10 protein-coding genes are annotated in these 23,350 nt (G+C 42.0%); all 10 read left to right on the forward strand.

Annotated features, from left to right (window positions below):
- The first annotated feature begins 24 nt into the window (after window positions 1-24).
- On the forward strand, window positions 25-2,097 hold the full coding sequence (locus LH29_RS06765) for an alpha-glucuronidase (RefSeq protein ID WP_045027052.1): 2,073 nt from the start codon (window positions 25-27) through the stop codon (window positions 2,095-2,097).
- Between the two features lie 44 nt (window positions 2,098-2,141).
- Window positions 2,142-3,494, forward strand: coding sequence for a family 43 glycosylhydrolase (locus tag LH29_RS06770; RefSeq protein WP_045027054.1), 1,353 nt, complete (start codon window positions 2,142-2,144; stop codon window positions 3,492-3,494).
- A 49-nt stretch (window positions 3,495-3,543) separates the two neighbouring features.
- Window positions 3,544-5,991, forward strand: a complete 2,448-nt coding sequence (locus LH29_RS06775; RefSeq protein WP_052670646.1) for a glycoside hydrolase family 95 protein — start codon at window positions 3,544-3,546, stop codon at window positions 5,989-5,991.
- Window positions 5,992-6,034: 43 nt separating this feature from the next.
- A complete protein-coding gene (locus tag LH29_RS06780; protein WP_157493593.1) occupies window positions 6,035-7,303 on the forward strand; it encodes a glycosyl hydrolase family 8 in 1,269 nt (422 codons plus the stop codon).
- Between the two features lie 44 nt (window positions 7,304-7,347).
- A complete protein-coding gene (locus tag LH29_RS06785; RefSeq protein WP_082063452.1) occupies window positions 7,348-8,883 on the forward strand; it encodes an alpha-N-arabinofuranosidase in 1,536 nt (511 codons plus the stop codon).
- 307 nt (window positions 8,884-9,190) lie between these two features.
- Entirely contained in the window at window positions 9,191-13,108 is a 3,918-nt protein-coding gene (locus LH29_RS06790; RefSeq protein ID WP_052670647.1) for a hybrid sensor histidine kinase/response regulator transcription factor, read from the forward strand.
- Between the two features lie 302 nt (window positions 13,109-13,410).
- Window positions 13,411-15,153: a glycoside hydrolase family 43 protein gene (locus tag LH29_RS06795; protein WP_045027056.1), complete on the forward strand. Its 1,743-nt coding sequence runs from the start codon at window positions 13,411-13,413 to the stop codon at window positions 15,151-15,153.
- Between the two features lie 205 nt (window positions 15,154-15,358).
- Window positions 15,359-18,514 carry a SusC/RagA family TonB-linked outer membrane protein gene (locus LH29_RS06800; protein ID WP_198152358.1) on the forward strand — a complete coding sequence of 1,052 codons (3,156 nt, stop codon included), beginning with the start codon at window positions 15,359-15,361 and terminating at the stop codon, window positions 18,512-18,514.
- An 11-nt stretch (window positions 18,515-18,525) separates the two neighbouring features.
- Window positions 18,526-20,460 carry a RagB/SusD family nutrient uptake outer membrane protein gene (locus tag LH29_RS06805; protein ID WP_045028876.1) on the forward strand — a complete coding sequence of 645 codons (1,935 nt, stop codon included), beginning with the start codon at window positions 18,526-18,528 and terminating at the stop codon, window positions 20,458-20,460.
- 43 nt (window positions 20,461-20,503) lie between these two features.
- Window positions 20,504-23,350: a SusC/RagA family TonB-linked outer membrane protein gene (locus tag LH29_RS06810; protein ID WP_045027058.1), complete on the forward strand. Its 2,847-nt coding sequence runs from the start codon at window positions 20,504-20,506 to the stop codon at window positions 23,348-23,350.

The following is a 23,350-nucleotide window of genomic DNA, read 5'->3' on the forward strand; positions in this document are numbered from 1 at the left end:
TCGACAAAAAGAAATTTAAAGAGGATGATTAAGTTACTGACAGCACTTTTTGTTTTTGTTTTAATAAGTACCGGAGTAGGGGCCGAAAATGGTCACAAGTTGTGGCTGAGAGCCAATAGCACTATCCCGGTTGAAGTGAGGTGTTCAAAAAAATCGCCTACCATCGACATTGCAATTAACGAACTAAAGAATGGTTGGCAGGGAAAAGCCGGTCAGCTTATTGAGTTGAAGATTGTAAAGGATAAACTGCTGAAAGACGATGGTTTTCGTATAAACGGTGCAACTATACAAGCCAAAACTGACGCAGGCTTACTATACGGCGCTTTCGAAATTTTACGCAGGCAACACGCCGGTGAATCAATCGCTGAAGAAATTGTAAATCCGTCCTATAATTTGCGCATACTAAACCATTGGGATAACCTGGATGGAAGCGTTGAACGAGGGTACGCCGGACGTTCCATTTTTTGGCGTGGAATCGATTCGCTGGAAGTTACTTCAGGCGATTTAAACCTTTGGAAAGAGTATGCCCGTGCCAATGCTTCGGTAGGAATTAATGCAACGGTACTGAACAATGTAAATGCTTCACCATCCGTATTAACAACACCTGTTTTGGAGCGGGCAAAAGCTGTTGCTGATGTACTGCGCCCTTGCGGAATAAAAACTTACCTGGCTGTTAACTTTGCTTCGCCTGAAGTAATTGGTGGCCTTGAAACTGCCGACCCTTTTGATCCTGCTGTAAAAGCCTGGTGGAAGGAAAAAGTAAAAGAAATATATACGTTAATTCCCGATTTTGGTGGTTTCCTGGTAAAGGCAAACAGCGAAGGACAGCCCGGACCGCAAAACTTTGGGCGTAACCACGCCGATGGTGCCAATATGATGGCCGAAGCGCTCGAACCTTACAACGGTATTGTAATGTGGCGGGCGTTTGTTTATGATCCCTCGGATGAAGACCGTGCCAAACAGGCCTATAATGAATTTATGCCACTGGATGGACAATTTCATGACAATGTGATCATTCAGGTAAAAAACGGTCCTATCGATTTTCAGCCACGCGAACCGTTTAGCCCCTTATTTGGAGCAATGAAAAAGACAACTGTAATGCCCGAATTGCAGGTTACAATGGAATATCACGGACAGTCGGTGCATCTGGTTTTTCTGGCTACTATGTGGGAAGAATTTCTAAAAAGCGAAACCTGGCAGGAAGGTGCAGGCAGTACGGTTGCCCGTTGCACCGATGGCAGTATTTTTAATCAGAAATACAGCGCTATTGCGGGCGTTGCAAACATCGGGCTCGATACCAACTGGTGTGGTCACGATTTTGCTCAGGCCAACTGGTATGCTTTTGGACGGCAGGCCTGGGATCATTCGATTAGCAGCGCACAAATAGCCGATGAATGGTTGAAACTTACGTTCGGGCCACAAAATATTGATAAAGAAACAAGCTCTTATGACCTGGAGTGGAATCTGTCGTTTTTACAGCCCGTGAAACAAATGATGCTCAACAGTCATGAAGCTACTGTTAATTACATGATGCCTTTGGGGCTTCATCATATTTTCTCAGCACACGCACATTACGGCCCCGGGCCATGGTGGGCTCCGCGTGGTATGCGTGCAGACTGGACTCCTCCGTATTATCATCAGGCCGATTCTTTAGGAATTGGATTCGATCGTACGGCTTTGGGTAGCGATGCAATTAGCCAATATCACGAGCCGCTTGCGGGGCAGTTAGCCGATCTGAATACCTGTCCCGAAGCGTATTTGCTTTGGTTTCACCATGTTTCGTGGGATCATAAAATGAAAAGTAACAGAACGCTTTGGAATGAGCTATGCTATCGGTATGACGAAGGAGTGAAACAAGTGCGCGAATTTCAGCGGGTTTGGGACAAGGCAGAACGTTTTGTCGATGCGGAACGATTTGCAGCCGTTCAGCATAAACTTACAGAACAGGGCATGAATGCACAGGAATGGAAAGACGCCTGTTTGCTGTATTTTCAGCAATTCAGTAAACAACCAATCCCTTATGAACTGGAACGGCCATTATTTAACCTGGATGAGCTGCTCGAACGTGACAGACAGCGGGTTCGACGAAGTCGGTAGTTTGAATCACAGTTGAAAATAATTATACCTATAACCTAATTAAAATGAATTTCAAAAAATACTTTATCCTTGCCCTGCTCTATGTAGTACCGGCATTTACGGTTTTGGCACAAAATCCAATAATCAGAGATCAGTTTTCAGCCGATCCTACGGCACGTGTAATGAACGGAAAGGTATACGTTTTTCCTTCGCACGACATTCCGGCTCCGCCCAATAAAAACCTGCGCGAGAATTGGTTTTGTATGCCCGATTACCATGTGTTTTCATCTGAAGATCTTGGCGAATGGACCGACCATGGCGTAATTGTTAGCCAGAATAAAGTGGCTTGGGTTGATTCTACCTCATACAGCATGTGGGCTCCTGATTGTATCGAGCGTAACGGAAAATATTACTTCTACTTTCCGGCCAATAAAAATGTAGCGGGCCCTAACGGCCGCAAAGGTTTTGGAATTGGAGTGGCCGTTGCCGATAAACCTGAAGGTCCTTACGTTCCGGAGGAAAATGCTATTGAAGGTGTTTTTGGTATCGATCCAAATGTTTTGATCGACAAAGACGGACAAGCTTATTTGTATTATTCGATGGGCAACATATACGTGGCAAAACTAAAAGAGAACATGACAGAACTGGCGACGAAGCCGGTTGCCATTGCCAATTTGCCCGAAAAAGGGATGAAAGAGGGACCTTTCGTTTTTGAGCGAAACGGAAAGTACTACCTTACTTTTCCTCATGTGGAAAACGATACCGAACGGTTGGAGTACGCCATGGGCGATAGCCCCGAAGGCCCGTTTACCATGACCGGAGTGATTATGGACGAATCGGAAACAGGGTGTTGGACCAATCATCATTCGTTGATCGAATACAACGACCAGTGGTATTTGTTCTATCACCATAACGATTATTCGCCTCAATTTGATAAGAACCGTTCGGTGTGTATCGATAGCCTGTTTTTTAATGCCGATGGAACCATTCAAAAAGTTATTCCAACAAAACGAGGTGTTGGTGTAACCCCGGCATCCGGTAAAATTCAGCTCGACCGTTACAGCGCGATAAGCGAAAATGGCGCAACAATAGCATTTAACGATACCACCAATACTTTCGCAGGTTGGAAAACCACGCTGGCCAATAAAGGTGCATGGATTTCATACAACACGGTAAACTTTGAAAAGAAAAATTCAGGGAAAGTTGTGGTGAATGCCGGTGCACTAAACGGTGGAAAAGTTGAACTGAGAATTGATGCAGTGGATGGCCCTGTTCTGGCTGAAATAGATGTGCCGGAAAGTAAAGAAATGACCGTATCAAAAACAAAAATAAACAAAGTTGAGCCCGGTATCCATAATATTTTTGTGGTGGCGGCCAATGATAATCCGGTGGAAATAGACTGGATAAGTTTTGAATAGAACAAGAAGAAATGCCTCTTTGTAAGAAGAGGGTTAATAATCTGGAAAGATGAAGAGATTTGTATTTTTATTATTCATTGCCTTTTGTGCCTGCGCACAGCAACAACCCGAAGACGAAACTTTACTTAAACTACGCTACGATAAGCCGGCTGAACAATGGGTTGAAGCACTTCCGGTTGGAAATGGCCGTTTGGGGGCGATGATATACGGAAACCCTGAAAACGAAATTATTCAGTTAAACGAGAATACCATTTGGGCCGGACAACCCAACCGAAACGATAATCCGGATGCCAAAGCATCATTAAAAAAGGTGCGTCAGTTGATTTTCGATGGAAAATACAAAGAAGCACAGGATCTCGTTAATCGTGATTTTATTACCAAAAAATCGCATGGAATGCCCTACCAAACTGCGGGAAACCTGAAGTTGACCTTTGAAGGGCACCAAGATGTAAGCAACTATTCGCGCGAATTGAACCTGGAAAAGGCTGTGGCTTCATCAAGCTACCAGGTTGGCGAAGTAACTTATAAAACAGAGGTGTTTTCATCTTTCCCCGATCAGGTTATTGTGGCGCATATTTCTGCAGATAAATCAGGTGCATTGAACTTTTCGGCAACACTTGACCGGCCTACAAAGGTAACGGTTACTACTAACGGAAACGACGAGTTGGTGATGACAGGAGTTACCAGTAGCCATGAAGGTGTTAAAGGAGCTGTTGAATTCGAAACCCGGGTAAAAATACTAAACGACGGTGGAGAAGTTACAGCCGATGAATCGGAACTGACTGTGAGTAACGCAAAAGCGGCAACCATCATTATTTCGATGGCCACCAATTTTAACAATTACAACGATATTAGTGGAAATGCCAACGAGCGTGCAACCCAATATTTGCAGGCAGCCATCCAGAAAAAATACAAGGATTTATTAGATGATCATATTGCTGATTACCAGAGCTATTTTAAACGTGTTGATCTTGATTTGGGGATAACCGAATCGGTAAACAAAATGACGGATATTCGGGTGGAAGAATTTGCAACGGTAGACGATCCGCAGTTGGTGGAGCTCTATTTTCAGTTTGGAAGGTACTTACTTATTTCATCGTCGCGTCCGGGTGGTCAGCCCGCCAATTTGCAGGGGATTTGGAACGACCAGTTAATGCCACCGTGGGACAGTAAATACACGGTAAACATTAATGCCGAGATGAATTACTGGCCATCGGAAATTACCAACCTGAGCGAACTGAATGAACCACTGGTTCAGATGGTGAAGGAATTGTCGGAAACCGGCCAGAAAACCGCTCAGGATATGTACGGAGCCAATGGCTGGGTGCTGCACCATAATACAGATATCTGGCGTATTAACGGGCCAATTGATGGCGCTACCTGGGGCATGTGGCTGATGGGTGGTGCATGGTTATCGCAGCATCTTTACGATAAATATGCTTATAACGGAGATACAGAATACCTGAAAAGTGTTTATCCGGCCATGAAAGGAGCAACATTGTTTTTCCTCGATTTTTTGATTGAAGAACCCGAAAATGGATGGCTGGTGGTTTCGCCTTCTGTATCTCCCGAAAATACTCCGGCAGGACACGGTTCGAACATTGCCGCCGGAACAACCATGGATAATCAGCTGCTTTTCGATTTGTTTTCGATAACTGTGAAAGCCGCTGAGATTCTGGAAACTGATACAACCCTGGTGGAAAAAATAAAGGCTACCATGCAGAAACTGCCGCCAATGCAAATTGGAAACTGGGGTCAACTGCAGGAGTGGATGTACGATTGGGATAATCCCAACGATCATCACAGGCACATATCGCATTTATTTGGACTTTACCCTTCCAACCAAATATCGCCATATCATTCACCCGAATTATTTGAGGCTGCACGCACTTCTTTGGTTGCCCGTGGCGACGAATCAACCGGTTGGTCGATGGGATGGAAAGTAAATCTTTGGGCACGTTTGCTCGATGGTGATCATGCCTACAAACTAATTACCGACCAGCTAAAACCTGTTGCGCGTAGCGGCAGAAGAATGAGCGGTGGTACTTATCCGAACCTGTTTGATGCGCACCCGCCTTTCCAGATTGACGGGAACTTTGGTTGCACTGCAGGAATTGCCGAAATGTTGATGCAAAGCCAGCACGGAGCCATTCACCTGCTTCCGGCACTGCCATCAAAATGGAGTAAAGGATCGGTGAGCGGATTGGTCGCTCGCGGAGGTTTTGAAGTGGACATAAAATGGGAGAATGGCGAAGTACAAACCGCGGTTGTTCGATCGAAACTGGGCGGAAATTGCCGTATTCGTTCTTATGTTCCTTTAACTGGTGACGGTTTGAAAGAGGCTACCGGCGAAAATCCAAATTCTTTTTATTCCATTCCTAAAATAAAGGAGCCAAAAGTAAATGCTGAAGAAGTGAAACTGCCGGAGTTGAAAAAAGTATATGAGTATGATTTGGAGACAATTGCCGGTCAGGAAATACTTCTAATGAAATTATAGCATGCAAGAAAGAATAAATAGCTTAAAACCTACGATGATGAACATGGGAAGAATACTTTGTCTCTTCGTTACAGTGCTGCTGTTGTTGCCGGCAACCAATATATTCGGCCAGCAGCAGGATAACAAACAAGGGGCCTATTACACCGGTAAGTACCGAAACCTTTTTGCAGAAGCCGGGTATGCACAAAAAGATATTGATGAGAAATTGAAAAAGGCGTATTCCGATCTTTTTGAGGGGCCCAATCGCATCTATTTCGAGGTTGAAGATTCGCTGGCTTACGTTTCGGATATTAAAAATAAGGATGCACGAACTGAAGGCCTTTCGTATGGTTTGATGGTGGCTGTTCAGTTCGATAAAAAAGAAGTGTTTGATAAACTTTGGCGATGGAGCAAAAAGTATATGCAGCACCAGTCGGGGCCACGCGAAGCCTATTTTGCATGGAGCGTTAATCCGGAAACCAATAGAATGAACTCGGTAGGATCAGCTTCGGATGGCGAGCTGTATTTTGTAACCTCACTGTTGTTTGCATCAAACCGTTGGGGCAACGATACCGGAATTGATTATTACGCCGAAGCACGCCGTATTTTAGACGCTATGTGGGAAAAAGACGGCTCCGAGAGAATACATCACATTATCAATGTTGAGCATAAACAAATTAGCTTTGTTCCCGAAGGGGATGGTTACAACTGGACAGATCCTTCGTATCATGTTCCGGCATTTATGGAAGTATGGGCCGATTTTGCCAACGACGGACACGAGCAGTTTTACCGCGATTGTGCCGATACTGCACGGGTTTTTCTTCATCGGGCCTGCCATCCTGAAACCGGATTGAATTACGATTATGCTAATTTTGATGGTTCGAAACACGATGCCCGCTGGATGCCTCAGGCATTTCGCTACGACTCGTGGCGAGTACCCATGAATATTACCATGGACTACATTTGGTTTGGGAAAGACAAAAACTGGCAGGAAGATTATGCTGGTCGCTTCCAGGGATTTTTGCGATCGGAGGGAATTAACGACTTTGCCGATCAGTACAACCCCGACGGCACAAAACCGGAATGGATCCTTCAGGCAGGTGGTTTCAGAAAATTACGGCATTCGTTGGGATTGATATCTACTTCAGCAACGCTTTCTATGGTTGACGATGTTGATCCGGAGTTTGATTTTGTACATAAACTCTGGAACGCAAAACTTGAACCTTACGAAGATGGATATTTCGATCCGTATTACGATGGTTTGCTGTACCTGTTCAGCTTAATGCACCTGAGCGGAAATTACCAGGCAATATTACCCGCTGAGCACCAATAATGAAAGATGAAATAATTTGAATTCCAACTAAAAAATAATATCAAATGATGACTAGAATGAAATTAACAGTGGCCGTTTTGTTAGTGCTTACATCGAATGTACTATTTGGCCAAACCAAAATTACGCTGTATTCAGATCAGGCGGAAACAAAAATTAATAAAGAAATATACGGTCATTTTGCCGAGCACCTGGGCCGTTGTATTTATGGCGGAATATTCGTTGGCGAAGACTCAGAAATCCCCAATACCCGTGGTTTTAGGGATGATGTTACCGGTGCTTTAATCGATATGAAAATACCTTTGTTACGTTGGCCCGGAGGTTGTTTTGCCGATACCTATAACTGGAAAGACGGCATTGGCCCGCGCGAAGAACGCCCATCTATGGTAAATGTGCACTGGGGGGGAGTTACCGAAGACAACAGTTTTGGAACACACGAATTTCTTGATTTTTGTGATTTGATAGATGCCGAACCATACATAAATGTAAACGTTGGATCGGGTACTGTTCGTGAAGCTTCGGAATGGATAGAATACGTAACATCATCGAACATTAGCCCGATGACAGATTTAAGAAAGAAAAACGGACGTGAAGAGCCCTGGGATGTTAAGTACTGGGGAATTGGCAACGAAAACTGGGGCTGTGGTGGAAATATGACTCCTGAGTATTATGCCGATGTTTACAAACACTTTGCGACTTATAGCCGTGGAGCTGAATATAAAATTGCCTGTGGAGCCAGCGATATTGACTATAACTGGACTGATGTTTTAATGAAAAAAATGCAGGATAAAAGAAACCTGATGCAAGGATTATCATTGCACTATTATACCATTACACATAACTGGAGTAAAAAAGGATCGGCTACTGATTTTGATGAAAAAGAATGGTTTACCACGCTTAGCAAAACCTTGTTTATGGATGAACTGATCCAAAAACATTCAACTATTATGGACAAATACGATCCTAATAAGCGTGTTGGTTTAATTGTTGATGAGTGGGGAAACTGGTTTGATGTGGAACCCGGAACCAATCCCGGATTTCTGTATCAGCAAAATACCTTGCGCGATGCACTGGTTGCCGGTATAAACCTCAATATTTTTAATAATCACGCCGATCGTGTTAAAATGTCGAACATTGCACAAACCATTAACGTGCTGCAATCGGTTATTTTAACCAAAGAAGATGAAATGGTGCTAACTCCTACGTATTATGTATTTAAAATGTATAGTGTACACCAGGATGCAACATTAATACCTGCGAACCTTAAAACCAGCAAGTACGAAATGGACGGGGAGTCGGTTCCGGCCGTAAATGCCTCAGCATCTACAAAAGATGGAGTAATTTCAATTACCCTGTGTAACCTGAATCCTAACGAGAGCGAAAATGTTGAATTATCGCTACCTGCCGACGAAATTTCAACAGCGAGCGGACAGATTATTACGTCGCAGAGTATAAACGATTTTAATGATTTTGGTAAAAACGAAACCGTTAGCCTCAAGGAGTTTAGCGTGGCAAAACCAAAAGACGGAAAACTTACTTTTGAGTTACCTGCAAAGTCGGTTGTTCTTGTTCAGCTTAAATAAAAATACTTTGTTTTATTGGATAGGTAGAAAGAGGAAGCGGATGAGCTTCCTCTTTTTGTTTAAATACTAAATGCCATAAAACATCTAAAAAAAAGGTAAGCGCAAATCTCAATTGATAACGCAGCTGCTTTTATTGATGATTTACCAATTCGGCTCGTTTAAAAAGCACATGGTGAGATGTTTGTGTTAGAATGAAGTCAGGCTCCACGTAAAAGAATTGTCTTTTAAAATTGGAATGATCAGCCAGACCGGTTTTTGTTTATTCTTCTTAAATTTCTATATTCCGTCTCTGTAATAAAACTAAATCATGAATACCGGAAAATATTATTTTTTTCAGCTTGTTTTCATTTTCCTAACTTGTGTTACTGGTGTTACCTCCGCTAAGAATTCAAACCAGTTTTACAACCTAAACGAAGACTACGGTATTTCTATTCGCGAAACCAACCAGGTTTGTGAAGATGATGATGGTTTTATCTGGATTTCTTCAAAAATTGGAATAGTACGCTATTCCAGAGATGATATCAGAACCTACCAAATACCTTATGATTCAGAAGACATAATCGCTGTTCGAATGGAATATACCAACGGGAAATTATATGTATATACCAACAACGGGCAGCTGTTTATATACAATAAGATTCAGGATAGATTTGAGCTGATAACCAACCTGGCCAAGCAGGTGAAGGACCCGCATGTAGTTGTGAACAGAATGCTGGTCGATTCTGAAGAAACTATTTGGGAAGCAAGTACTTCCGGTTTGTTGCGCTATAATAAAAACGATGGTCTGAATACCTTTTTTGATAACCGAAACATCCATTTTTTGGAATGGCTAGATGATTTTCGTTTTTTTTATGGAACCGAAGAATACATTGGTATTTTTGATATTACTACCCAAAGTTCAGAGGTGTATTACACTTTTCCTGAAGACCTGCACTTGTTTTTTTCATACATTGAGTTCGACCGAAAGGAAAATACCTTGTGGTTAGGAACATTAAGCGATGGTTTATATTGCCTGAGAAAAGGGAATAGCGGGGTCGAATTGATTGCTGTAGAAAATATTCCCAATCAGCCGGTTCAGGCAATTTGTCCTATTTCAACTTCAACCTTGCTTATTGGTGTTGACGGACAGGGTGTTTGGGAAATGGATAAGCGCACACAGGAGATACTTGCCGTTTATAAAGATGATGCTGATAACCCAAATTCCTTAAAGGGAAACGGAGTTTATGATATTTTTTGCGACCGGAATAACAGAGTGTGGATTTGCACCTATAGCGGAGGAGTTTCTTTTTTCGATCAGGCAAGTAGTTCTGTTGTTACCAAAGTGGCACACATGGCGAACAACCCAAATTCGCTGGTAAATAACGATGTCAACAGTATTCTCGAAGACCGGAACGGGAATCTATGGTTTGCCACCAATAATGGTGTAAGCTTTTGGAATACAAAAACCAATAAATGGAAATCATTCTACCACAATAAAGAACAGCACGCCCAGGTGTTTTTGGCACTTTGCCAGGATTCGTATGGAAGAATTTGGGCCGGTTCTTATTCATCGGGTATTTATATTCTGGATGAGAATACCGGAAAAGAACTAAGACATTTAAGCCATGAAAATACTCCGGGTGATTTTGCAGGCGATTTTGTGTTTAATATAATTGAAGACCAAAAGGGCGATATCTGGATCGGTGGAGTTCGGGGTGATTTGATTCGATACAATTACAATTCCGATACTTACACCTCTTATCCGGATTATACAATATACAATATTGCGGAATACGGGCCTGATAAATTATTAATGGGAACCACCTACGGATTGTTACTTTTTGATAAAAGTTCGGGTACTCATGAAGTCCTGGTCGAGGGTTTTGTTGTTTCTGATCTGTATATTTCAGAAAATATAGTTTGGATTGGAACCAATGGTAACGGCATAGTTCGGTATAATTTAACCAATAAATCAACTCATTCTTACACAGCGGATAACGGACTTCCAAGTAATTTTGTAAGTAGCATTGATTACGCAAATGGTTACTTTTGGATAGGTACGGAGCTGGGCTTATGCCGGTTGAATGAAGCAGACCAAACGATATTAACTTTTAACTCTTTACTATACCTTAGCAATGTTTCTTTTAACCAGGATGCGCAATGTATTTTAAAAAATGGCGATTTGGTTATGGGTACCAATAAAGGTGCTTTAATGTTCAGCCCTAATGATTTGAAGCTTACCCCGGAAGAAGGCCGTATCTATGTTCAGGATATTTCAGTTTCAGGACGATCGATACGCGAAATTGAAGATTTGAAACCGGAAGTGCCACTTAATGAGCTAAAAGAAATAAGCCTCAGGTATTTTCAAAATACAATAAGTTTAGAACTCATTCCACTTGGAGTTATTTCTCCCGGAGCGAAGTTCTCATGGAAAATTAGTGGTTTGGACCAGGAATGGAGTAAGCCGGTTGATAACCGGGTTTTATCCTATTCAAATATTCCGTACGGAACCTACACCATTCAATTACGAATGGTAGATAATTCAATAACAGGTGTAATTGCCGAGCGTGAGATAAAAGTGAATATCGTCCCTCCGTTCTGGAAAACTAGTTGGTTTATCCTGCTGGTTATTTTCTTTGTTGCAGGTTTGGGTATTTTTGGTGTTTATTTTTATATCGACAGGTTAAAGAAAAAGCACTCGGAAGAGAAAATCAGGTTTTTTGCCAATACCGCACACGATATTCGTACATCATTAACCCTGGTTAACGGGCCAATTGAGGAACTTAATAAGGAGTCAGGGCTAAGCGAAAGAGGTTCTAATTATCTTCATTTGGCAACAGAGCAGGTTCATCGTTTGTCAACGGTTGTTACACAATTGCTTGATTTCCAAAAAGTAGACGTTGGGAGGGAAAGATTGACATTCAGCTTTGTTGATATTGTTAAAACAATTAATGACCGGGTGATGATGTTTGAAGCTTATGCCAAGAGCAGAGATATTGATCTGGTTTTCAGCTGTAATTGTGTGAAATTCGACACTTCTGTTGATGAACGAATGATACAGAAAGTTGTTGATAATCTGATTTCCAATGCCATAAAATATTCAAATCCGAATTCCCGTGTAAATATTGAGCTCCGATGTGCGGCAACAAAATGGACGCTTGAAGTTCAGGATCATGGAATTGGAATTACCAAAAAGGCGCAAAAAATGTTGTTCCGGGAATATTACCGGGGCGAAAATGCGATCAATTCAAAAATAGTTGGCTCGGGTATCGGACTGCTTTTGGTGAAAAACTATGTTTCATTACACGGCGGTAAAGTTACCTGTTACAGTCAGTCTGGTGTTGGATCCACTTTTTTAGTAACCATCCCGTTTATTGCAAAGGAATATTCGGAAAGAAAAAAAGAAGCACCTTCAAAACCAGTTGAGAAAGATGTGCTGAAATCATCGATAATTAACCCTGTAACTGAAAAGCAGGCGGTAGACAAACGAGGGAGTAAAATGTCGGTTTTAATTGTTGAAGATCACGATTACCTGAGAGAATTCCTTCAATCGGCCATGCAGGATTTATTTAGTATTTACCTCGCAGAGGATGGAGAAAAGGCCTGGGAAATCGTTCAAAAACACAACCCTGACCTGATTGTTTCTGATATTATGATGCCCAAAATGGACGGCTTTGAATTGTGCGAAAAAGTAAAATCAAATTTCTTAACGGCGCATATCCCAGTAATTCTGTTAACCGCACTGGCCGGAAAAGCACAACAAATGCGCGGATTAGGAATAGGTGCCGATGATTATCTAACCAAACCATTTGACGTTACTTTGCTTCAGCAACGAATAAAATCAATTCTTAAAAACCGCGAAATTATCAGAGACAAGGCCATGAAAATGACCAGCGAAAGTAAAGAGCCGGTTATTTTGGAAAATGAACTGAACGATAAGTTTTTAAAACGGATGATAGCGGTTGTGAATGATAATATTGGTAATCCGAATTTTTCTAAAAATGAATTTGCTGCCGTAATGAATGTAAGTCCTTCGCTCCTCTATAAAAAGATAAAATCCCTAACCGACCAGTCGCCTATCGAATTTATAAGAACCATAAGGCTGAACCATGCTTATGATTTGTTGTCTTCTAAAGAACACTCCATTACTGAAGTTAGCGAATTATGCGGATTTAGCAGTGTTGGTTATTTCAGTACCGTCTTTAGAAAACACTTTGGCAAATCGCCTACGCGAGTACTGGAATAACACTCAGTACTTGTTTTTTTCGGATGTTTTCGTCCGGTATTATGATAGCTATCCCTTTCAATTTTAGATATTAGGGCGAATAGCTACTATTAAAACTGTTGAATATCTATCTTTTAGGTGTTCTATATGTCCTGTGTGTCAGGGTGTTAGGGATGTTGTGTCCAAGAATATCCCATTTTAAAAATCAAATGTCTAAAATTAAAAACCCCGACATATAATGGATTTTATTTTTGAAAAAGTGAAGGTGTGACAAATACCTGTTTGATAAGAATAAAACTATTATACCTAATTGGACAACTTTGATGAAACTAAACTATTTCATTCAGATATTGATGATAAGTCTTGCGCTGGCCGGAGCTTTTATTTTTGATTCCTGTCAGTCAATATCCGGTTCCGGTAAGCCAAAATTTGTAAACGATAGTATGGTTGCAAATTTTGATTATTTCACTTACAAAGGCAACGATGATTTTTACAACGATAATCCACTTCCCGGTGATGATTATTATTATAACCCAATTCTTCCGGGGTGGTATTCCGATCCAAGTGTTTGCACCAACGGAAAGGATTATTTTCTGGTAACATCAACCTTTAGTTATTTTCCTGGCGTTCCTATTTTTCACAGTACCGACATGCTAAACTGGAAGCAGATTGGTAATGTGCTTAACCGCCCCGAACAATTACCACTGGAAGGGCAGCGCGTAACCCGTGGAATTTTTGCTCCTGCAATTAGTTATAATCCGCATAACGAAACTTATTACATGATTACCACCAACATGAAAGGCGGTAATTTTTTGGTGAAGACACAAGACCCGTTCGGCGACTGGTCGGACCCGATTTGGTTGCCTGATGTTCACGGTATCGATCCGTCGTTGTTTTTTGATGACAACGGCAAAGCTTATATCGTAAATAACGATGAGCCGGATGGTGGTTCAACTTACGAGGGACATCGTGCCATTCGTGGTATTGAGTACGATGTGGAAAACGATAAAACCATTGGAGAAAGTATAATGCTTGTAAATGGTGGAGTCGACCTGTCGGAGAAACCAATATGGATTGAAGGACCACACATGTATAAATTTAATGGCAGCTATTACCTGATGTGCGCCGAAGGAGGAACTTCAGTTAATCACCGCGAGGTAATTTTCAAAAGCGATTCGCCATTTGGAAAATATACACCATGGAATAAAAATCCGATACTTACGCAAAAGCATCTCAATCCGAACCGCGAATTACCTATTACCTGTGCCGGTCATGCTGATATTATTCAGAAAGACAACGGACAGTGGTGGTCGGTATTTTTGGCCTGCCGCCCAATCGATAATAAATTCGAAAACCTGGGGCGCGAAACGTTTATGATGCCTATTCGCTGGAGTCAGGAAGGGTTTCCATACATGACCAAAGATGATGAACTGGTACCGCGCATCATTCGTATGGAAGGCGTAAAAAGAGATTCATCAATCACCTTCGGGAACTTCGAAAAGAACGATGATTTTAACGCCGCCGAACTGGGAATGGAGTGGCTAACCATTCGTGGAAACGCAGAAGGCTTATATAATTTAAAAGAAAATCCTGGCTTTCTTTCTTTAAAATGTGCCGATGTAACATCCAACGAATTAAAGGTACCGGCTTTTGTAGGGCGTCGTTTACAGCATCATAAATTTGAAAGTACCACTAAAATGTACTTCACCCCCGGTTTCGAAACAGAGTCGGCCGGAATGGTATTAATGAAAAACGAACTCCATCAGTATTTACTAGTAGTAGAAAAGGTTAATAACCAGGTAGTTGTAAGTGTGAAAATGCTTACTGATACAGCTGTTGAGGTTATTAACTCAGAAGCCATACATGCTGAAGATGAGCCTGTTCTTCTAAAAATTACATCGAATGGTACTGAATTTAGTTTCTACTATGCGCAGGACAATAATGAATGGAAACTGCTGGCTGATAAAGTTGATGCATCGTATTTATCGACTGCCAGAGCCGGAGGATTTACGGGGACAACGATTGGAATGTATGCTTCGGGGAAGAAATTTGAATTTAATCAATAAATAATTACGCACTTAATTCAATGTCAAATTTATAAATGAAAAACTTAGATCTTATGAGGAAAAACACTTACGGACATTCTGTCCTTCATTATTTCTATTCGACAACTCATTCTTCACCATAGTTAAAACGCGGTGTGAAGCAGAGTGAATAAAATCAACTTCTAATGAATATTAGAACTCTTTTGTCAATTTAATAGAGAATATAATGAAAAACAGAATTAATTTATCATCTCAAAAAGCTTTGTCAGCTTTGATGAAGAACTACTTGATAAAAACACTGGTAGTTATACTTGGGATTTTTATCAATTTATCATTGTTTGCTCAGGATACCAAAACCATAACTGGTACGGTGGTTGATGAGCAAGACAATCCGGTAATTGGTGCTACAGTAATCGTTAAAGGTACGCAAATTGGTGTGCCTACTGATCTGGATGGAAAATTTGAGCTGCAAGTTCCTACTGATAAGGAGATCCTGCTGATCTCGTTTATTGGAATGGAACCACAGGAAATTAACATTGCTAACCAAACTAAACTGGAGGTTGTACTTGCGCCATCGAGCGTACAACTGGAGGAGACTATTGTTGTTGGTTACGGCCAGCAAAAGAAGGAGAGTGTTGTTGGAGCAATTACCCAAACAACGGGTGAAGTTCTGCAACGTACAGCCGGTGTTACCGATATAGGTATGGCATTAACCGGTAACCTGCCGGGTGTAATTACCATAAACAGTTCGGGTATGCCGGGCGAGGAAGATCCGCAAATTATTATTCGTTCGGCAAGTTCGTGGAACAACAGCGACCCTCTGGTATTGGTTGATGGTGTTGAACGCCCGATGAGCGGTGTAGATATGAACTCGGTTGAGTCGGTTTCGGTACTGAAAGATGCTTCGGCAACAGCGGTATTTGGTGTGAAAGGTGCAAACGGTGTAATCCTTATTACAACAAAACGTGGTAAGGAAGGATCAGCGCGTATTGATGTTTCGGCCAACATGACCATGAAAGTACCTTCGAAACTTCCTAACAAACTGGATTCGTACGATGCTTTAATGGCACGTAACTATGCTATTGAGCACGAATTGGGTGTTTATCCTGATTCGTGGGGATATATGACTCCGCAGAATATTATTGAAAAATACCGCTACCCGGCTGATTTGGCTGAGGCCGAGCGTTATCCGAATGTGGACTGGCAGGATGTATTGTTTAAAGATTATGCCATGTCGTACAATGCCAACTTAAACGTATCAGGTGGTACTAAGTTTGTAAAGTATTTTGCCTCGGCAGACTTTGCACACGAAGGTGACCTTTTTTATGTTTTCGATAACGGACGTAATTACGATTCGGGTTATGCTTTTAACCGTATTAACGTAAGAAGTAACCTCGATTTCCAGCTTACAAAATCTACCATGTTCAGGTTAAACCTGGCGGGATCTAACGGACAAAAGAAAACTCCTTGGGGACAAACCAATTCGGGCGACTGGGCTGTTGCTCAGCAGTGGGCCGGTGCCTATAACATTGCTCCCGATGTGTTTTTGCCACAATACTCTGATGGATCATGGGGATTCTATCCAAACATCTCCAATGTTTCCAATTCGGCACAAAACCTGTCGCTTTCAGGAACCATGCTTTCTACAACAACACGAATCAACACCGACTTCATTTTGGAGCAAGAGTTGGATTTTATTACTGAAGGCCTGAAGTTCCGTGGTTCTATTTCGTGGGATAATACTTTCCTGGAGAATAACAGGGGAATTAACGACCTTTACAATGATGCACAGCAAAAATGGATCGATCCTGCTACAGGTATTGCCACTTATAAAAAGGAATACGAGAATAACAATAAATTCGATTTCCAACAGGGCGTGCTCTGGAACACTTCTGCCGGTTCGGTTCAAAACTATGCAACACAACGTAACCTGGAATACCAGTTGCGTTTAAACTGGGATCGCCAGTTTGGTAGCCATAACATTACCGCGATGGGTATGTTTAGCCGTAAAGAACGCGCACGAGGCAGTGTAATTCCAGAATTCCGCGAAGACTGGGCATTCCGTGCCACATACGACTATAAATCACGCTATTTCTTAGAGTATAATGGTGCCTATAACGGATCCGAAAGATTTTCCAAAGATTATCGTTTTGCATTCTTTAGTTCGGGTGCGATTGGCTGGATGATCTCTGAAGAATCATTTATGGAAAGTCTTGGATTCCTGGATATGTTAAAACTAAGGGCTTCCTATGGTGAAATTGGTGACGACTTTATCAATCAACGTTGGTTGTACCTTACACAGTGGGCCTACGGGGGTAACTCGTCACTCGACTTAAACCACGGAACCAGCCCGTATGACTGGTACCGTGAATCAGCAGTTGGAAACCCTGATGTACGCTGGGAGACCGTTAAAAAGTTTAATGCCGGTGTAGACTATGCTTTCTTCGACGGATTGCTGGCCGGTAGTGTTGAATATTTCCGCGACAAACGAGTTGATATCCTTATTGGCGGAGGCGACCGTGCAGTACCGTCTTACTATGGACCGACACCACCAACAGCTAACCTTGGTGAGGTAGAAACCAACGGGTACGAAATACAAGTGCGTGTAAATAAAGTACTAAATAACGGTGTTCGTTTGTGGGGAGATATGAGTATGACACATGCAGTAAATGAGATTCTTGAAAGAGATGACCCTGCATTGTACGAAGATTACCGTAAACAAGCCGGTTACAGCCTTGGACAAACAAGAGCCCATGTTGATGCCGGTTATTTTAATACCTACGATGCTTTATACGGCAGTCCGATACATAATACTAACGATGCGTATAAAGTTCCCGGAGACTATTATATCCTCGATTTTAATGCCGATGGTATAATCGATAGCAAAGACCAGATCCCTTATGGATACGCCGGTTCACCACAAAATACCTACAATGCCACAGTTGGTGTTGAATGGAAAGGTTTTAGTGCATTTGTGCAGTTTTACGGTGTAAATAATGTAACCCGTAACGTGCCATTAACCAGTTTCGGAAGCAACCTGAATACCGTTTATGATTTCGGGACATGGTGGTCGAAAGAGATGCCAAATGCCGATGTAACTGTTCCGCGTTGGTTGTCGGAGCCTAGCTACCATTCAGGAACTCAGTACTTGTTCGATGGTTCGTATGTTCGATTGAAAAATGCTGAATTAGCTTATACCGTTAACGGTGGCTGGATCAACTCGATTGGTTTCCGTACGCTGAAAATATTTGTTAACGGTAACAACTTGTGGGTATGGTCGGATATGCCTGATGACCGCGAATCAAACTTCGCCGGATCAGGAGGACAGGGAGCTTACCCAACTATGAAACGATATAATTTAGGAATAAGATTTACACTATAATTATGAGTACAATGAAAAATATACATAAGACGCTTTTGAAGAGTGGTGTACTGTTCATCATGTTATTGGGGCTCTTTTCCTGCGAAGAATACCTGGATAAAGCACCCGAATCGATCGTATCGGAGGAGGTAGCGTTTAGTAATTTCACCAATTTCCAGGGTTATATTGAGGAGATCTACAACTGTATCCCTGATAAAGAAAAGAAATACTGGACCACTTCCTGGAACTGGGGTGACGATGAGCTTTTTAACCTTGAAGGTAGCTGGCACATGACCAACCAGGTTGATATTGGTAACTTTTGGGCATGGCAAAACAATGCCGGCACATGGTTTGACGATAATAATGCAAATCCAACTTCTACCAATAAATTTGATCATGGTTTGTATGCGCATGCCTGGTATTGTATCCGTAAAGCCAATATGGGGCTTGAGAATCTTGACTTACTAACTGTGGCAACACAGGAGGAAAGAGATTTTATTGAAGGGCAACTTTACTTTTTCAGAGCATGGTGGCATTTTGAAATGATGCAGTATCTTGGCGGGTTGCCTTATATTGATTACGTATTACCCGCAGGCGAAAAACTGACCTTGCCACGTTTAAGTTACCAGGAATGTGCAGACAAAGCCGGAGCCGATTTAAGAAAAGCGGCTAACTTATTGCCTATCGACTGGGATAATACAACCGTTGGTAAAAATACTCTTGGTAAAAACCAGTTACGCGCCAATAAAATTATGGCTTTGGGTTATTTGGGAAAAAACTACCTGTGGGCAGCAAGTCCGTTAATGAAAAACGGCGCTGAAACCGGCGGTGCCAATACCTATAATTACGACGAGGACTATGCGCGTAAAGCGGCCGAAGCTTTTGGTGAGTTGCTGAGCCTGGTTGAAGGTGGGCAGACACAATACGCGCTGGTTGATTTTGAATACGATGATATTTATAATCACAAGAAATCGAGCGGTGCTGAATCGAAGTACAGCGATATATTCTATACCACAGGACAAAACTGGTTAATGCCGGGTTCAACCGAAGCTATTTTCCGTGGTCCTTCAACCGATTACAACGGTAGTAACTGGAATACCACAAAAACTTTCGGACCAAAAGTAAAAGGTTTGGTGGAACATGACAACATCATTCACCATCCAACAGCTAATTACGTAAAGAATTATGGTATGGCTAACGGTTTGCCTTTGGATGATCCGGAATCGGGTTTTGATCCTGAATATCCTTTTAAAGACCGTGATCCACGTTTCTATCACGACATTGTTTTCGATGGATTTAAGTACGTGAATGCCACAATGCCTGCTGATATGGAATACCTGCGTTACACAGGTTTGGCTACAAACGGAACCATGAGAAATCCTGCCGATGGTAGCCGAACAGGTTATCTGATTCAGAAATTGGTACCGCATACAGCCAATAAATACGACGGAGCTTATAACTGGAGTTATAACCTTCATACCTACCTGCCATACATGCGTTTGGGCGATATCTATACCATGTATGCCGAAGCATGTGCTGCATTTGGTGGCGCATCAGGTAAAGCATCAAATTTCACCAAAACAGCTGAAGAAGCGATTAACACGCTTCGCGATCGTTGTGGAGCCGGCCATGTTGCTGCTTCGTACACGGCAAGCCGCGAAAAATTCATCGACGAGGTGAGAAGAGAACGTGCTGTAGAGCTTTCATTCGAAGGCTTCCGCTTTAACGACTTGCAACGTTGGTTGTTGCTTACCGAGTATCCTTACAATGTAAAAACTTCTCAAGAGTTTGACCGGGTAGAAGACCTTGAATTCTTTGAGAACAACGATCCAAAAGATGCAAGGGTAGCCAACTTTAGAGAAGAAGTCATTTTAACACGTCAGTTTGGAGTTAAACACTACTGGTTCCCGCTTAAAATCGAGGATGTATCTATGTATCCTGAATTTGGGCAGAATCCGGGCTGGTAGCCAGATTGAGTTAAAGTATTATGTAATTATAATCGAATAAGCAATGAAACATATACAAAAGAGATTCATTTTATTTGCCCTGTTTGCAGTAGTTCCCTTTTTAATGAACGCGCAAACTACGGCAGGAAATGAAACGGATACAATCATCATAACCGATGACCCATTAGTGCAGGTACCTTATCGTAAGGTAGCTCAAAGCGACATTCTGGGTGGTGTTTCGGTGGTTGATCTCGAAGAATTAACCAAAAAGAACTATAATACCTATAGTTTAGACAATATGCAGGGCTACATTGGTGGTTTCACCGGTAATGCACTGTGGGGCATGGGCGATTACCTGGTGCTGGTTGACGGAATACCACGTGCTGCCAACAATGTGCTGCCAACCGAGATTGAGCAGATTACCTTCCTGAAATCGGCGGCTGCAGTTGTACTTTATGGTAGCCGTGCTGCAAAAGGTGCCATTTTAATTACCACCAAACGTGGTAAAGAAACACCACTTGAAGTGAATGTACGGGCAAACACCGGTTTTCATGTGTCAAAAAGCAATCCTTCTTATTTAGGGTCAGCACAGTACATGACTTTGTATAACGAAGCGCGTGCAAACGATGGTCAGTCGCCACTGTTTAGTGATGACGAAATATACCATCATGCATCGGGCAGCAATCCATACCGTTATCCGAATGTGGATTTTTATTCATCGGATTATTTAAAGTCGTACTACAACCGTACCGATGTTTCTACCGAAATATTGGGAGGTAATGAACGTGCCAGATTTTATACGAATATTGGTTACTACCGTCAGGGAGATGTTCTTGACTTTGGTGAAGCTACTGATAATTTTACCGACCGCCTGAATATCCGCGGTAATATTGATCTAAATCTGAATGATTTTATCAGTGCCTACATTAATACGAATGCGACCTTCTACAATGCAAGAAGTGCAAATTCGAGCCAGGAAGGTGGCAATTACTGGACAGCTGCATCTACACTGCGTCCTAACCGTATTGCACCTTTAATTCCGCTTGATTTTATCGATCCAAACGATCAACAATCGTGGAATTTGGTAAACGGTAGCGAAAACATTATCGGAGGTCAGTATTTCCTTGGTGGAACTAAGTTGGATCGGACCAATATATTTGCTGATTATTACGCAGGCGGTTACAGCAAGTGGACAAGCCGACAGTTTCAGTTTGATACAGGATTGGATTTCGATTTGAAAGGAATTACTGAGGGATTAAAATTCCATACACAGTTTGCTGTTGACTATGCTACTTCGTACAGCACATCTTATAATAACACTTATGCTGTGTATATACCAAGTTGGTACGATTACAATGGTACCGATGTTATTGCCGGAATAGAGAAGGAAGGTAACGATGAAAAATCGGGTCAGCAAAACGTTGGAGGAAGTACCAGCAATCAAACTATTGCGTTTTCAGGGTATTTTACCTACGACAAAACAATAAATGCAGACCACAACCTGAATGCGATGTTAATTGCATCGGGGTATCAAATAACTAACTCTGGTCAATATCACCGCACCAGCAGTGCAAATGCCGGTTTGCAGTTGGGTTACAACTACAAGAAAAAGTATTATGCTGATCTTAGTGCATCGGTAATCCACTCGGCAAAACTGCCCGAAGGAAACCGCCAGGCATTGTCGCCAACGGTAAGTTTAGGTTGGAAAATCAGTGAAGAGGATTTTATGGCCAACTCATCGGTATTTGATGAATTAAGTCTGAACGTGTCGGGAAGTATCCTGAATACAGACATTGATATCGAAGATTTTTATATGTACGAAGCCACTTACACTCAGGCCAGCGGTGCATGGTGGGGATGGTACGATGGTGCATCGGAGCGCTCAACCAACTCGAAACGAGGAGGAAATGACGAACTGGACTTTGTAAAACGCAAAGAAATATCTGCTACCCTGATGGCCTCGCTTTGGGAAAAACTGTTAACGGTGAATACCTCGTTTTTTATCAATTCAACTGAAGGATTGCTGATTACTCCTTCAACTATTTTCCCAAATTATTTCTTCACCTGGTGGCCAGAAGCTTCATTTATTCCTAACGTTAACTTCAATAACGATAAACGTGTTGGATTCGACTTTAATGTGAATGTAAACAAGCAGGTTGGCGAAGTAGATCTTACATTGGGTGTTTCTGGTATTTATTATACTACGGAAGCTACACAACGCGACGAAAATTACGAATACGATTATCAGTACCGCGAAGGTTTAGCGCTAGATGGAATTTGGGGATTAGAAAGTGCCGGTTTATTCCAGAGTGCTGAAGAAGTTGCCAGTTCTCCTGAACAGAAATTTGGTGGAACGGTTAAACCCGGCGACATCAAATATGTGGATCAAAACGGCGACAATATGATCGACGATAAAGATGAAGTATATCTTGGCCGCGCCGGATGGAGTGGAGCACCGCTTACTTTGGGTGTAAACTTTACAGCTAAGTACAAAGGCTTTACATTCTTTGCTCTGGGTACCGGAAATTATGGCGCTTATGCCATGAAAAATGACGCGTACCACTGGGTTTATGGCGATAGAAAATACTCGGAGGTAGTGCTCGACCGTTGGACGGAAGAAACAAAAGCTACAGCTACTTATCCGCGACTGACAACAGAAAATGGAAGTAACAATTTCCGTAACTCTGATTTCTGGATGTACAAAACCGACCGTTTTAACCTGGCGAAAGTACAGATCACTTACGATCTGCCACAAAGCCTGATTCAAAACAGTGTGTTCGAAAGCATCTCAACATACGTAAGTGGAGCAAACCTGTTAACTATTTCGAAGGAAAAAGATATTCTGGAACTGGAATTCGACAGTGCTCCGCAAACGCGATTCTTTAACATTGGTTTAAAGGCCACATTCTAA

The organism is Draconibacterium sediminis, assembly GCF_000949475.1.
Classification (GTDB): domain Bacteria; phylum Bacteroidota; class Bacteroidia; order Bacteroidales; family Prolixibacteraceae; genus Draconibacterium; species Draconibacterium sediminis.

What these genes read in the sequence shown, in the direction of transcription:
- LH29_RS06780 (WP_157493593.1), top strand. Translation starts at nt 6,035, where the DNA reads ATGGGAAGAATACTTTGTCTCTTCGTTACAGTGCTGCTGTTGTTGCCG.
- LH29_RS06810 (WP_045027058.1), top strand. Translation starts at nt 20,504, where the DNA reads ATGAAACATATACAAAAGAGATTCATTTTATTTGCCCTGTTTGCAGTA.
- LH29_RS06770 (WP_045027054.1), top strand. Translation starts at nt 2,142, where the DNA reads ATGAATTTCAAAAAATACTTTATCCTTGCCCTGCTCTATGTAGTACCG.
- LH29_RS06765 (WP_045027052.1), top strand. Translation starts at nt 25, where the DNA reads ATGATTAAGTTACTGACAGCACTTTTTGTTTTTGTTTTAATAAGTACC.
- LH29_RS06805 (WP_045028876.1), top strand. Translation starts at nt 18,526, where the DNA reads ATGAAAAATATACATAAGACGCTTTTGAAGAGTGGTGTACTGTTCATC.
- LH29_RS06785 (WP_082063452.1), top strand. Translation starts at nt 7,348, where the DNA reads ATGATGACTAGAATGAAATTAACAGTGGCCGTTTTGTTAGTGCTTACA.
- LH29_RS06795 (WP_045027056.1), top strand. Translation starts at nt 13,411, where the DNA reads ATGAAACTAAACTATTTCATTCAGATATTGATGATAAGTCTTGCGCTG.
- LH29_RS06800 (WP_198152358.1), top strand. Translation starts at nt 15,359, where the DNA reads ATGAAAAACAGAATTAATTTATCATCTCAAAAAGCTTTGTCAGCTTTG.
- LH29_RS06775 (WP_052670646.1), top strand. Translation starts at nt 3,544, where the DNA reads ATGAAGAGATTTGTATTTTTATTATTCATTGCCTTTTGTGCCTGCGCA.
- LH29_RS06790 (WP_052670647.1), top strand. Translation starts at nt 9,191, where the DNA reads ATGAATACCGGAAAATATTATTTTTTTCAGCTTGTTTTCATTTTCCTA.